We start from the raw sequence: 12,790 nt of genomic DNA on the forward strand, positions 1-12,790 counted from the left end.
GCTTCTTCCGAACCGGTAGCACCATCCCGCTATCTGAAGATGCCACATGCCGAGAAGGGGTTGGCCGTCGGCCTGTTCGGCGGGTCGTTCAACCCGCCGCATGCCGGCCATGCATTGGTTGCCGAAATCGCCTTGCGGCGCCTTGCGCTCGACCAGTTGTGGTGGATGGTGACGCCGGGCAATCCGTTGAAGAGCACCGGGGAATTGGCGCCGCTGGCCGAGCGGCTGCAGCTGTCGGAGCGGATCGCGAAAAACCCGAAGATCAAGGTCACCGCCTTCGAGGCGGCACATCACGTGCGCTACACCGCCGACACACTGGCTCTGGTCAAGGCGCGCAATCCCGGCGTCGACTTCGTCTGGATCATGGGCGCGGACAGTCTGCGCGATTTCCATCGCTGGCAGCGCTGGCGCGAGATCGTGCTGACCTTCCCGATCGCGGTCATCGACCGCCCGGGCGCCACGCTTTCGTTCCTGTCGTCGGTCGTTGCCAAGACCTTCGATTATGCCCGCATCGACGAGGGTGACGCGCCAAAGCTTGCGCGGATGAAGGCGCCGGCCTGGACCTTCATCCACGGTCCGCGTTCCTCGCTGTCGTCGAGTGCGATCCGCGAGATGGCGAAGGGATAGGCTTCTCCGCAGCGGCAAGAGCCAGCGCTTCAGACGCCCGACATGTCGCTTTTACAGCGGTGTTTTCCCAACCAATCAGCGATGCTGGCCGGACATGGCAATTCAAAGCAAAACCCAATCCAAAGTCGATCCCGAACCGGGCGGTGCACCCGCGCCGCTGATCGCGATTGCCAGCGTCATCGTGTCGATGGCGCTGATCGCCATCGGTAACGGGCTGATGTTCGCCTACATCCCCGTTCGGCTTGGGGTGGAGGGTTTCGACCCGACCTGGGCCGGGCTGATCGTCACCGGGCTTTCGGCCGGCGGCCTCGCGGGCTGTATACAGACCGGACCGCTGGTGCGCAGGGTCGGCCACGCACGCGCCTTCATGGTGCTGTCGGCGCTGATCGCGCTGTCCAATGCCGCCATCGGCGCCGGGCCGCACCCGCTGCTGTGGATCGCGGCGCGCGCGCTTTACGGCTTTGCCATATGCGGCCTGTTCATCGTCGCGCAGAGCTGGCTCAACGACGCGCTGCCGAACGCCATACGCGGCCGGGTGATGGCGGTGTTCTACGTCGCCTACATTGCCGGTCTTGGCGTCGGCTATGCCACGCTTGCCGTCATCGACATTCACACGGCGGCCGCGTCGCTGATCGGCATCACCTTTACCGCCCTGTCGATCCTGCCCGTCGGCATGACGCGCCTCGCCCAGCCGCCGGCGCCGCAGGCAGCCTCGGTGGCGTTGCGCCAGGCCTGGCGGATTTCGCCGGTCGGGGTCGCCGGCATGCTGGCGGTCGGCGGCCTGTCGATGATCATCTCGGGCTTCGCGCCTATCCACGCCACCGCCAAGGGCTATAGCCAGGCCGATGTCGCCCTGCTGCTGTCGGCAATGCCGGTCGGCACGCTGATCCTGCAGATACCGCTCGGCTGGCTTTCGGACCGCACCGACCGGCGCTACGTGCTTGCCGGCACCGCCGCGCTCGCGGTGGTCGCCAGCGTGCTCGCCGTCGTCTTCGACGGTGGTGCGCTGATGGGCCTGGTGGTGATCTACCTGATCTGGGACGGGGCGGCGGAATCGATCTACGCGCTCTCCAGCGCGCACGCCGCCGACCGCGCCAAGAAGGAAGAACTGCTTGCCCTGTCGAGCTCGATGCTGTTTGCCTGGTCGCTCGCCGGCTTCATCGTGCCCGGCATCGTCACGGCGCTTTCCGCCGTCTTCGGCACGGCAACCTTCATCTATGTCGGCATCGTCATCGCCTCGGCATTCTGCCTGTTCGTGCTGTGGCGCGTGACCGCGGCGGGGCGCGTTCCGGCGGCCGCCACCGGCAGTTTCGCGCCGATGTCGGCGCAAGCACCCCTGCCGGTGGAACTCGCCTTCGCGCCCGACCAGGAGGTCCGCCACGGAGGCGACTGATCATTGCTTGCGGGCCTCGGGCGATGGCGCTTCCGGTGGGGGCAGCGGAATGGAAATGCCCTCGCTGTCGAAAGCCTGCTTGGCGCGTTTGGTCATGTCGATATTCGTGGAGAAGTAGTCGGCCGCCGAGGTCCAGTAGCGCAAGGTGAGCGAAACGCTGGTGTCGCCGAGGCTGGCCACGAAGGCGATCGGCGCCGGTTCGCGACGGATGCGCTTCTCGGCACGGGCAATGGCAAGCAAGGTCTTCTGCGCGCCGTCGATGTCGTTCCACGAACCGATGCTGAGCGTGATGTCAGTGCGGCGCACGCCGTTGCGCGAAAAATTGCGCACCGGCTGGTTCCATAGTGTCGAGTTGGGCGCCAGGATGTAGACGCCGTCGGCGGTCCTGAGCTTCGTGGCAAAGAGGCCGATTTCCTCGATCGAACCTGATATGGAACCGACCTCGACGGATTCGCCGATGCGGAACGGCCGCAGCGCCAGAAGCATGATGCCGGCGGCGATGTTCTGCAACGTGCCTTGCAGCGCCAGCCCGATGGCGAGGCCGATGGCGCCGATCGCGGCGATGATCGAGGCGGTCTGCACGCCGAACTGGCCGAGCACCATGATGACGACGAGAATCAGGATGGCGTAGCGGACGATCTTCGAAAAGAAATGCCGCAATGTCTGGTCGAAACCGTGGATGTGGCCGAGGCCGGCAAAGATCGAACGCTCCGCGAGACCGGCGACGATGTAGCCGACCACCAGAAGGATGATGGCGCCGATGGCCGACAAGGAATAGGAGACGATCAGCGTGCTGAGCTGCGCGAGGCCCGCCTGGACGGTGAGGAGCGTGTTTTGCGGATCGATCGGCATGGCGGGATTCCGGTTGGTCGGTCAGCCGATAACCGCCGCGGGACGCGTGGGTTCCGATCTTTTTTTCCTGCCGCATGGAACAACCCGGCAATCAACGAGTTCGCGTGAGTCTGAGCTCCGTCTTGAAACTGCAACGGAACTCTGCCTATCTAAGTGGTGTCACCCGCTTTCAGGGTGATTTGGTTGTTCTTGCTGCGAAAGGAAATACACTGAGAACAGCACTGCGGAAGAAGGCCGATATCATGCCTTCGCCGGCCAGGATCAGCGTAGACGACGCCGTGTCCCGTGCCATCAAGACAGTCCTTGCCAGTCTGGAAGACTCCAAGGCCGAAAACATTGTCTCAATCGACATTCAGGGGAAATCGAGCCTCGGCGACTACATGGTCGTTGCGTCGGGCCGATCGCACCGTCATGTCGCGGCTGTCGCCGATCATCTCCTCAAGGCGCTCAAGGATGCCGGCCTCGGCACGGCGCGCGTCGAGGGGCTGTCAGGCGCCGACTGGGTCCTGATCGATTCTGGCGATATCATCGTCCATGTCTTCCGCCCCGAAGTCCGCGAGTTCTACAATCTCGAAAAGATGTGGCAGGCGCCGGATCTCGAGGAAGAGACCCTCCACTGAGCCGATTTTATCTTGATGCATGTCGTTGGCCAAAACCGGTTCCCGCCTGGTGACATGCATTAGCGGCTCATAGAGGCGAGGATGAAGATTTCAGTTCATGCCGTGGGCCGAATGAAATCCGGCCCCGAGCGGGAGTTGGCCGATCGCTATTTCGAGCGCTTCGCCAAGAGCGGGCCCGCGGTGGGGCTCGAATTCGCCGGGATAACCGAGATCGCCGAGGGGCGCGCGCAAAGCGCCACCGAGCGCCAGCGCGACGAAGGCTCGCGGCTCCAGGGGCAGCTGCAGCCAGGCACGGCCCTGATCCTGCTCGACGAAAGAGGCAAGAGCCTGTCCTCACAGGATTTCGCCGGCCGTATCGGACAGTTGCGCGATGGTGGACGCAAGGCGCTGGTGCTCGCCATTGGCGGCGCCGACGGCCACGATCCGACACTGCGCGACCACGCCGAACTGGTGATGTCGTTCGGGGCGCTCACCTGGCCGCATCAACTGGTGCGTGTGATGCTGGGTGAACAACTCTACAGGGTGGCGACGATCCTGTCGGGCCATCCCTATCACAGATGCTGAAACCCGCTGGTCGCACCGAATTTGGCCCCAATGCCACGTAAGATTCGCCGTGGGGCTGCTTTTGCTTTGCAACCCGTTATTGCGACCCCCTTGGGCGACGGGCGCTAACATGGCTGATGATTCGTTAACGAGCCGCGGATAGAATCGATCGCGGATGTCTGAAGGCTGGAAATCGACGACGAGCTCATCGACTGGGGGCTCCTGGCGCGCGCGCTGCGGCATCGCGGCGGCGGTGGTGCTTGTGTCGCTGCATGCGGTGCGGGCAGAGAACACGCTCGACACGGCGCCCGATCCGGATCAGAGCCGCGCCGAATACGAGCAGGTTTCCAAGCAAATAACGCTGTCGTCGGAACGGCTGGCGAAGCTCGCCGCCGAAATCGCCTCGGTCAAGAAGGATCACGCCTCGATCACCGCCGCGCTGATCCAGTCGGCGATGACCGAGCAGAAACTTGGCCAGGACATCGAGGATATTGGCGCCAAGCTGGAAGGGCTGAAGGGCCAGCAACAGAAGATACGCGCTTCGCTGGCCGCGCGGCGCGACGTGCTGGCCGAAGTGCTGGGCGCCCTGCAGCGCATGGGACTCAATCCGCCGCCGGCGATCCTTGTCAAGCCGGAGGACGCGCTGTCGTCGGTGCGCAGCGCCATCCTGCTCGGCGCCGTGGTGCCGGAACTGCGCCAGCAGACCGAGAGCCTGCTGGCCGACCTCAAGGAACAGACCCGGGTGACAGCCTCGATCGAGGCCGAACGGGCGCGGCTGACGGCAGCGGTCGGCGACCAGACGGCGGAAAAGAAGCGGCTCGGCATGCTGCTGGAAGCCAAGCAGAAGCTCGAGGCCGACACGCGCGCGCAGATGGCGGCCGAACAGCAGCGGTCCGAGCAGTTGGCGGCCAAGGCCAGCAGCCTTAAGGACCTGATCGCCTCGCTCGAAGCGCAGGCGGACAAGAACCGCAAGGCCGCGGATGCCGCGAAGGCCGCCGCCGCGGGCCAGGACGGCGGCACCGAAGCCAGTAGCGGCCAGACGGCATCGCTGCCGGTTCCCGAAGCCAATCGGTTGACCGCGGCGGCGCCTTTCTCGGCACTGCAGGGACAGGTCGCCTTGCCGGTCACCGGCCGCATCAAACGCCGGTTCGGCGCCGACGACGGTAACGGCGCCTTGATGCTTGGGGACATGGTTGCGACACAATCGGGAGCCATCGTTACCGCGCCGGCGGATGGGAATGTGCTTTATGCGGGGCCGTTTCGCTCCTATGGTCAGCTCTTGATCCTCAATGCCGGCGACGGTTATCATGTCGTCTTGGCTGGGATGAGCAGAATCAGTGTCGCAACTGGCCAGGCAGTGCTCGCAGGAGAGCCGGTCGGCGCGATGGGAGAAGCCCGGGTGGCAAGCACCTCGGTTTCGAAGAATGAAAATGCCACGCCGGAACTCTATGTAGAGTTCCGCAAGGATGGAAAACCCGTCGATCCGGCCCCATGGTGGGCGGACCGTTATTCTGGAAGGACGTGAAATGATGCGGAAACTGTCGCTTCTGTTTGCCGGTGCGCTGATGGGCGCGTCCGCCATGAGCCTTGTCTATGGCGCACCCGGCTCGGCGGCGAACGCCGCAGGGTCGGAGACCTACAAGCAACTGGCGATCTTCGGCGATATCTTCGAGCGTGTGCGGGCGCAGTATGTGACCCCGCCCGACGACAAGTCGCTGGTCGAGAACGCCATCAACGGCATGCTTTCCTCGCTCGACCCGCACTCTTCCTACATGAACGCCGAACAGGCGCAGGATATGCGCGTTCAGACCAAGGGCGAGTTCGGCGGCCTCGGCATCGAGGTCACCATGGAAAACGACCTGGTCAAGGTGATCACGCCGATCGACGACACACCGGCCGCCAAGGCGGGCGTGCTGGCCGGCGACTACATCGCCAAGATCGACGGCGAGGAGGTTCGCGGCCTGACACTGAACGACGCGGTCGACAAGATGCGCGGCCTGGTCAACACGCCGATCAAGCTGACCATCCTGCGCCAGGGCGCCGACAAGCCGATCGAGCTGACCGTCGTGCGCGACATCATCAAGGTCAAGGCAGTCAAGTTCCGGGTCGAGAACGACATCGGCTACATGAAGATCACTTCCTTCACCGAAAAGACCTATGACGACCTCGAGAACGCAATCGACACCATCAAGAAGCAGGTGCCGGACGACAAGCTCAAGGGCTATGTGCTCGACCTGCGCCTCAATCCGGGTGGTCTGCTCGACCAGGCGGTGAGCGTGTCCGACGCGTTCCTGAAGCGTGGCGAGATCGTGTCGACGCGCGGCCGCGACCCGAAGGACGTTACCCGTTTCGACGCCAAGCCCAAGCAGGTCGACGACATCAACGGCAAGCCGATGATCGTGCTTGTCAATGGCGGCTCGGCCAGTGCTTCTGAAATCGTCGCCGGCGCGCTGCAGGACCTGCGCCGCGTCACGGTTGTCGGCACGCAGTCCTTCGGCAAGGGTTCGGTGCAGACCATTATTCCGCTCGGCGAGAATGGCGCGCTCAGGCTGACGACGGCGCTCTATTACACGCCGTCGGGCAAGTCGATCCAGGGCAAGGGCATCACGCCCGATATCAAGGTAGACCAGCCGTTGCCGCCGGAACTGCAGGGCAGGGACCTGACGCGCGGTGAATCCGATCTCAAGGGCCATATCAAGGGTGCCGACGAGAGCAAGACCGGCTCCGGCTCCGCGGCCTATGTGCCGCCGGATCCCAAGGACGACCTGCAGCTCATCTATGCCGAGCAGCTGCTGCGCGGCCAGAAGACCGATCCGGCCTTCCCGCCCAATCCGGAAAAGGCCGTGCTCAACCAGTAAGGCCGGCAACCGGTCTGGCCGGTTGAAGGAAGCAATGCCATGCTGCCGGGACCGAAAGGTTCCGGCAGTTTGATTCGGGGGCAGGACCAGGCCTCCAGATACGGCGCCAAGGGCGCCAGGATTGATGAATTCGTGCATGTCTTCCCGAAGGAGATCGCCTTCGGACCATGCACCGGGGACAGGGCTTGGCTGATATCGGCAAGGACATCGAACGCCCGCTTGGACAGACTGTCCGGGTGCCGCGTGCGGCCGGCAAGGTCAGCGTGGGCGTGATCGCGGCGAGCGCGGTCGTGCTGGCCGTGGTCGGCGTCTCGGCGACGATCGCGCTCAGGGAAAAGCCGTTTCGAAAACCGCAGGAAGTCGCCGTTTCGACGCCGAAGGTGACCGCGGCGGCCGAGCCCGCCGCCTCGCCCCCCGCATTGGCCCCGGCAGCGACGCCAAAGGTGGAGACGCCGGCGAAGACGGGCGGTCCGCAGATCATCCATGTGCAGACGGAAGGGGGCGATGGCCCGCCCAGGGCGGCAATCGTCATTCGCGACCCGTCGACCGTCGGCCAGAATCTCAAGATCGCGCATATTCCCGACAGGGCGCTGATCGAAACCAGTGAGACCGGGCCCCTGCCGATACGCTCCGCCGATGGCCGCCGGCCGTTCGACGTCTATGCGCGGCCATGGTCCGGCACGCGTGGCGCACGTGTGGCGATCGTCATTGGCGGGCTCGCCGTTTCACAGACCGGCACCCAGGCGGCCATTGCCAAGCTGCCGGCGGAAGTGACGCTGGCCTTTGCGCCACAGGGCAACAGCATCGGCCGCTGGATGCAGGCCGCCAGGCAGAGCGGGCATGAGATCGTCATGCAGGTGCCGCTCGAACCGTTCGACTATCCCAATGTCAACCCCGGCCGCAACACGCTGACGGTTGCGGCCACCCCCGAAGAAAATTTGAAGAACCTGCGCTGGGCGCTGTCGCGGACGACGAACTATACCGGCGTCATGAATTATATGGGTGCGCGTTTTTCCTCCGACGCGGCGGCGATGCAGCCGTTCATGGCCGAGCTCGGCAAAAGGGGCCTCGCCTATATCGACGACGGCTCGTCGGCGCGCAGCCTGGCACCGGACATGGCGCTGAAGGATGGCGTGCCCTTCGTCGCCGGCGACACGGCGATCGACGCGTTGCAGGATCGCGGCGCCATCCTGAAGAAGCTCGACAGTCTCGAAGCGACGGCGCGTGCCAAGGGCACGGCCGTCGGCATCGGCTCGGCTTTCGACCTGACGGTCGACACGGTGTCGTCATGGGTGGCCGAGGCCAAGAAACGCGGCATCGAGATCGTGCCGATCTCGGCGGTGGCCGTGGATCCGCAAAAAGGCTAACAGCCATCTTGATAGTAGTTGCACTCCGGCGGGCATCTGGCGGCGCGTTCCGCGCTTCCAGTGCTCGCGTACTTTAAGTACGCTCCGCTCCGGTTCTCGAAATCACTCGCCGCCTGCCTCGCCAGAGCGAATTCTCAAAACGGCTGGAACCTCACCTATGGCCAAAAAAGTCGACCGTGAAACGATGCCCTACCGCCCCTGTGTCGGGCTGATGATCCTCAATGGCGAGGGCCTGGTCTGGGTCGGGCACCGCATTGCCGAACCCGACAGCGAATTCGCCGGCGCGACGCAGCTCTGGCAGATGCCGCAAGGTGGCATCGACAAGGGCGAGGAGCCGCTGCAGGCGGCGGAGCGTGAACTCTACGAGGAGACCGGCATGCGCAGTGTCTCGCTGCTGGCCGAGGCGCCGCATTGGATCAACTATGATTTACCCGACGAGGTCCTCGGCGTCGCCCTGAAGGGCAAGTATCGCGGCCAGACGCAGAAATGGTTCGCGTTCCGCTTCCATGGCGATACCAGCGAAATCCGGATCAATCCGCCGCCGGGCGGCCACACCGCCGAATTCGACACTTGGTCGTGGCGGCCGATGGGGGACCTGCCCGGCCTGATCGTGCCGTTCAAGCGCAAGGTCTATGAAGACGTGGTGGCGGCGTTCCGGCACCTGGTGCCATAGCCGCGTCGGGCGGGGTTCGGAGGGCCGCTGTTGCCGTGCCGGCCCGGCAGCCCTATTGATATCCATCCGCTACAAGGAGGGTCGCCATGAACGACGCCCCCACAAGGTCGCTACCCGATGATGCCGCTGCCGTAAGCGAGGCGGCCGCGGGGGCGGTCCTGACCATCGATCTCGGTGCGATCCGCGAAAACTACCGGCGACTGAAGGCAAGTCTCGGCGGTGTGCGCTGCGCCGGCGTGGTCAAGGCCGACGGTTACGGTCTCGGCGCGCGTCAGGTGGCACTGGCGCTGGCAAGGGAAGGCTGCGACATCTTCTTCGTCGCCCTGCTGGCCGAAGGCATCGCGCTCCGCAAGGCGATAGGGGACGGACCTGAGATCTACGTGCTGAACGGACTGCCGCCGGGCTCCGAGCCGGAAGCGGTCTCGTCCGGTCTTTGCGCGGTCGTCAACAGTGGCACGCAGTTGAAAGCCTGGCGCGCGGCTGCCCATAGCGTCGGGCGAAGGCTTCCAGCCGCCATCCAGGTCGACAGCGGCATGTCGCGGCTTGGCATGGCGCCTGCCGAGGTCGAGGCGATTGCTGCTGATGCCGCCGCGTTCGACGGTATCGGCATCAGGTATGTGATGAGCCACCTGGCCTGCGCCGACGAGCCGCGCCACCCCGCCAATGAACAGCAACGGCTGGCCTTCGAGCGGTTGCGCGCCATGCTGCCAGAGGCGCCCGCCTCGCTCGCCAACTCATCCGGCATTTTTCTCGGGCCGTCCTACCATTACGATCTCGCAAGGCCGGGGGCGGCGCTCTATGGCATCAATCCGACGCCTGACAAGCCCAATCCGATGCTGCCTGTCGTGCGGCTGCAGGCCAAGGTGGCGCAGACGCGCAGCGTCGGAAAAGGCGCCGGCATCGGCTATGGCCACACCTACCGCGCGGACGGCCCGCTCGGCCTGGCGACGATCTCGTTCGGCTATGCGGATGGTTGGCTGCGCCGGTCCGCGTCGGCCGCCTGGTTCGAGGGAACGCGCCTGCCCTTCCTCGGACGCGTATCGATGGATTCGATCATTCTCGACATTTCCGCCCTGCCGCCAGGCAGGCTCCGCGAAGGGGATCTCGTCGAACTGCTCGGCCCTTCGCAAAGCGTCGACGACGCCGCCGGCCATGCCGGCACCATCGGCTACGAAATCCTGGCCAGTCTCGGCTCGCGATTCCACCGGCACTATCTGCGCGGCTGAGCGGTTTGGCCGCGCTTGACAAGCGGACGTCTGTCGGCAAGGTTCGGGGCATGAGCAACCTCGCTTATATCAGAACCTTGTTCAGGGTCTGCCCGATCGCGGGATCGTAGCCCCGGCGCGGCCGCCTTCCGGCGTTCGTCCGTACCGGGGCATCCATACATCCACAATCGCCATCAAGCCGCACCGCCTCTCCGCGGTTGCCGGCTTTCATAAAGCCGCCGTCAGTACGGCGGCAGGCGCGCATCCGTGCGATGCGCCGATCCATGAGGTTTGCCATGCAACATGCAACGGGACTGCGTCGATCCGCCCATCTAATCAGCGACACCGACCATGACAGGTTGACCAGTCTGGCGAGGACCGTGCTCGACCGCGCACCCGAGATGGCCGAAGAGCTGCTCGCGGAACTGGACCGGGCGGTGATTGCCGAAGCAGCGGCAATGCCGGCAAGCGTGGTGCGAATGGGGTCTACGGTCACGGTCCGCAGTGAAGGCGGTGACATCAAGCGCATCACGCTGGTCTATCCCGGCGACGCCGACATTGCCGAAAACCGGATCTCGGTGCTGACGCCGATGGGAACGGCGCTTGTCGGCGTCAGCGTCGGGCAGATGGTGTGCTGGAGCGGCCGTGGCGGCCGCGAACTGTCGATGACCGTCGAGGCCGTCGATACGCTCGCCGGCGGCGAGCACTGATCGTGGAGGGGGTGATGAAAAACAGGAGCTGCCGCCTGACGACGAAGGACTTCGCCGTCCTGGAAGTGATGCTTGAGCGCCGGCGGGCATTCGCCGATCCGATGGTTCGGATGATCGAAGAGAAGCTTTCCAGTGCCGGCGTCGTGGCGATCGAGTCGATCGAACCGGATACCGTGACGCTGAACAGCAGAGTGGTGTTCTGCGTCGATGGCGGTGCGGCCGAGACGCGCACCCTGGTGCAGAACGAAGTGCGTGGACCGGTCGGCTCCAGCCTGTCGGTGGCAACCAGGCGCGGGTTGTGCCTGCTTGGCATGGCGCAAGGCCAGACGGCATGGCTCGAGCACCCCGACGGCAGGCGCGAGTCGATCCGGATCAAGGCGGTGCTCTATCAGCCGGAAGCCGCGCGGCGGGCAGCCCGGGAAAAAGCCGCCGCTGGCGGACCGCGGCCGCACGGGCTGACCCTCGTCTACAGCGCCGGCGCTTCGATCCGGCCTCTTGGCGAGACGGCGGGAATGCGGCAGACAGAGATAGATGACGATCCCGGTCCGTCGGCGGCGTGAACATCGCGCATGGTCGGAGATCGGAATCGATTTTCGGTGGGGATCGTGCGCAAATCGCGGATGCGGCCGTGTCCATCGGTGTGCCGAAGGACAGGGCGTAAGGAGTGAACGATGAAGATCATGGTGCTGGGCAGCGGCGTCATCGGGGTGACCACGGCCTACTATCTCGCCGAGGCCGGCCATGAGGTGACGGTGATCGACCGCCAGAAAGGTCCGGCGCTGGAAACCAGCTTTGCCAATGCCGGGGAAATTTCCCCCGGCTATGCCTCGCCCTGGGCAGGCCCGGGCATTCCGCTCAAGGCGATCAAGTGGCTTTTGATGAAGCATGGCCCGCTGGTGGTCCGACCGGCCTTCGACCCGCATATGTGGACATGGCTGGTCAAGATGCTGCGCAACTGCACCGCCGAGCGCTACGCCATCAACAAATCGCGCATGGTGCCGCTGGCGGAGTACAGCCGCGACACGCTGAAGGCGCTGCGCGAGGCGACGGGCATTGCCTATGACGAGCGGACCCAGGGCACGTTGCAGCTGTTTCGCACGCAAAAGCAGCTCGATGGCACCGGGGGCGATGTCGAGGTGTTGAAGAAATATGGCGTGCCCTATGAAGTCCTCGATCCCGAGGGCTGTATCGCGGCAGAGCCGGCGCTGGCCGGGGTGCGCGAGAAGTTCGTCGGCGGTCTCAGGCTGCCGCATGACGAGACCGGCGACTGCAAGATGTTCACCGACAGGCTGACCGAGCTTTGCGTGGCGCGCGGTGTCAAGTTCGAGTACGACGTGACGATCTGGCGCGTTATCCGCAGCCGCAATCGTGTTGCCAACCTGAGCACCAGCAAGGGTTGGAAGGTGGCGGATGCCTATGTCATGGCGCTGGGCAGCTATTCAGCGAACTTCATGCGCCGGATGAAGCGGTCGATCCCGGTCTATCCGGTCAAGGGCTATTCGATCACGGTGCCGATAAAGGATGCCGCCCTGGCGCCGGTGTCGACGGTGATGGACGAAACCTACAAGGTCGCGATCACCCGGCTCGGCGACCGCATCCGCGTTGGCGGCACGGCCGAGATTTCCGGCTTCGATCTCAGGCTGCATGAATCGCGGCGCCGCACCCTCGAATACTCGGTCGGTGACCTCTTTCCGGGCGCCGGCGCCATGCGCGACGCGACCTTCTGGTGCGGGCTGCGGCCGATGACGCCGGACGGACCGCCGCTGATCGGCCGCACCGAACTTTCCAACCTCTATCTCAACACCGGCCATGGCACGCTCGGCTGGACCATGGCCTGCGGCTCGGGGAAGGTGCTGGCCGACATCATCTCGAACCGGGTGCCCGACATCGATGTGCGCGCCCTGGCGCAGGAGCGCTATCTTAAATAGCCGCCCGCGCATCC

13 protein-coding genes are annotated in these 12,790 nt (G+C 64.9%); 12 read left to right on the forward strand and 1 reads right to left on the reverse strand.

Going from position 1 to position 12,790, the window contains the following annotated elements; genetic code table 11:
* Positions 1 to 39: 39 nt before the first annotated feature.
* Positions 40 to 627, forward strand: a complete 588-nt coding sequence (locus LB556_RS10655; protein WP_411908581.1) for a nicotinate-nucleotide adenylyltransferase — start codon at positions 40 to 42, stop codon at positions 625 to 627.
* A 94-nt stretch (positions 628 to 721) separates the two neighbouring features.
* Positions 722 to 2,020 (forward strand): MFS transporter, encoded by a 1,299-nt coding sequence (locus LB556_RS10660; RefSeq protein ID WP_224566789.1) that lies wholly within the window; start codon positions 722 to 724, stop codon positions 2,018 to 2,020.
* Here the strand turns inward: LB556_RS10660 and LB556_RS10665 are convergent, their stop codons facing one another.
* Positions 2,021 to 2,872, reverse strand: a complete 852-nt coding sequence (locus LB556_RS10665; RefSeq protein ID WP_224566791.1) for a mechanosensitive ion channel family protein — start codon at positions 2,870 to 2,872, stop codon at positions 2,021 to 2,023.
* 242 nt (positions 2,873 to 3,114) lie between these two features.
* Here LB556_RS10665 and rsfS point away from each other — a divergent pair, with 242 nt between their 5' ends.
* The 10 genes from rsfS to LB556_RS10715 all read left to right on the forward strand — a co-directional run bounded on the left by rsfS (position 3,115) and on the right by LB556_RS10715 (position 12,776).
* Entirely contained in the window at positions 3,115 to 3,492 is a 378-nt protein-coding gene (gene rsfS / locus LB556_RS10670; protein WP_015315198.1) for a ribosome silencing factor, read from the forward strand.
* Between the two features lie 81 nt (positions 3,493 to 3,573).
* Complete coding sequence (gene rlmH / locus LB556_RS10675; protein ID WP_224566793.1) at positions 3,574 to 4,056, forward strand: 23S rRNA (pseudouridine(1915)-N(3))-methyltransferase RlmH; 483 nt, start codon at positions 3,574 to 3,576, stop codon at positions 4,054 to 4,056.
* A 154-nt stretch (positions 4,057 to 4,210) separates the two neighbouring features.
* Complete coding sequence (locus LB556_RS10680) at positions 4,211 to 5,560, forward strand: murein hydrolase activator EnvC family protein (protein ID WP_224566795.1); 1,350 nt, start codon at positions 4,211 to 4,213, stop codon at positions 5,558 to 5,560.
* A 1-nt stretch (position 5,561) separates the two neighbouring features.
* Positions 5,562 to 6,893, forward strand: coding sequence for a S41 family peptidase (locus LB556_RS10685; protein WP_224566798.1), 1,332 nt, complete (start codon positions 5,562 to 5,564; stop codon positions 6,891 to 6,893).
* 185 nt (positions 6,894 to 7,078) lie between these two features.
* The gene (locus LB556_RS10690; RefSeq protein ID WP_224566800.1) at positions 7,079 to 8,260 is read left to right on the forward strand and encodes a divergent polysaccharide deacetylase family protein; all 1,182 of its coding nucleotides are present in this window, start codon (positions 7,079 to 7,081) and stop codon (positions 8,258 to 8,260) included.
* Positions 8,261 to 8,417: 157 nt separating this feature from the next.
* Positions 8,418 to 8,933, forward strand: a complete 516-nt coding sequence (locus tag LB556_RS10695; RefSeq protein WP_224566802.1) for an RNA pyrophosphohydrolase — start codon at positions 8,418 to 8,420, stop codon at positions 8,931 to 8,933.
* A gap of 86 nt (positions 8,934 to 9,019) precedes the next feature.
* Positions 9,020 to 10,159, forward strand: coding sequence for an alanine racemase (gene alr / locus LB556_RS10700; protein WP_224566804.1), 1,140 nt, complete (start codon positions 9,020 to 9,022; stop codon positions 10,157 to 10,159).
* A gap of 275 nt (positions 10,160 to 10,434) precedes the next feature.
* Positions 10,435 to 10,848: a nucleoside diphosphate kinase regulator gene (gene rnk / locus LB556_RS10705; protein ID WP_224566806.1), complete on the forward strand. Its 414-nt coding sequence runs from the start codon at positions 10,435 to 10,437 to the stop codon at positions 10,846 to 10,848.
* A gap of 14 nt (positions 10,849 to 10,862) precedes the next feature.
* Positions 10,863 to 11,408: a nucleoside-diphosphate kinase gene (locus tag LB556_RS10710; protein ID WP_224566808.1), complete on the forward strand. Its 546-nt coding sequence runs from the start codon at positions 10,863 to 10,865 to the stop codon at positions 11,406 to 11,408.
* Positions 11,409 to 11,519: 111 nt separating this feature from the next.
* Positions 11,520 to 12,776, forward strand: coding sequence for a D-amino acid dehydrogenase (locus LB556_RS10715; RefSeq protein WP_224566810.1), 1,257 nt, complete (start codon positions 11,520 to 11,522; stop codon positions 12,774 to 12,776).
* Positions 12,777 to 12,790: the final 14 nt, after the last annotated feature.

This window comes from Mesorhizobium sp. ES1-4, from assembly GCF_020164745.1.
Taxonomy (GTDB): Bacteria; Pseudomonadota; Alphaproteobacteria; order Rhizobiales; family Rhizobiaceae; genus Mesorhizobium.

What these genes read in the sequence shown, in the direction of transcription:
- LB556_RS10685 (WP_224566798.1), top strand. Translation starts at nt 5,562, where the DNA reads ATGATGCGGAAACTGTCGCTTCTGTTTGCCGGTGCGCTGATGGGCGCG.
- rlmH (WP_224566793.1), top strand. Translation starts at nt 3,574, where the DNA reads ATGAAGATTTCAGTTCATGCCGTGGGCCGAATGAAATCCGGCCCCGAG.
- LB556_RS10665 (WP_224566791.1), bottom strand. Translation starts at nt 2,872, where the DNA reads ATGCCGATCGATCCGCAAAACACGCTCCTCACCGTCCAGGCGGGCCTC.
- LB556_RS10655 (WP_411908581.1), top strand. Translation starts at nt 40, where the DNA reads ATGCCACATGCCGAGAAGGGGTTGGCCGTCGGCCTGTTCGGCGGGTCG.
- LB556_RS10715 (WP_224566810.1), top strand. Translation starts at nt 11,520, where the DNA reads ATGAAGATCATGGTGCTGGGCAGCGGCGTCATCGGGGTGACCACGGCC.
- rnk (WP_224566806.1), top strand. Translation starts at nt 10,435, where the DNA reads ATGCAACATGCAACGGGACTGCGTCGATCCGCCCATCTAATCAGCGAC.
- LB556_RS10710 (WP_224566808.1), top strand. Translation starts at nt 10,863, where the DNA reads ATGAAAAACAGGAGCTGCCGCCTGACGACGAAGGACTTCGCCGTCCTG.
- alr (WP_224566804.1), top strand. Translation starts at nt 9,020, where the DNA reads ATGAACGACGCCCCCACAAGGTCGCTACCCGATGATGCCGCTGCCGTA.
- LB556_RS10680 (WP_224566795.1), top strand. Translation starts at nt 4,211, where the DNA reads ATGTCTGAAGGCTGGAAATCGACGACGAGCTCATCGACTGGGGGCTCC.
- LB556_RS10660 (WP_224566789.1), top strand. Translation starts at nt 722, where the DNA reads ATGGCAATTCAAAGCAAAACCCAATCCAAAGTCGATCCCGAACCGGGC.
- rsfS (WP_015315198.1), top strand. Translation starts at nt 3,115, where the DNA reads ATGCCTTCGCCGGCCAGGATCAGCGTAGACGACGCCGTGTCCCGTGCC.
- LB556_RS10695 (WP_224566802.1), top strand. Translation starts at nt 8,418, where the DNA reads ATGGCCAAAAAAGTCGACCGTGAAACGATGCCCTACCGCCCCTGTGTC.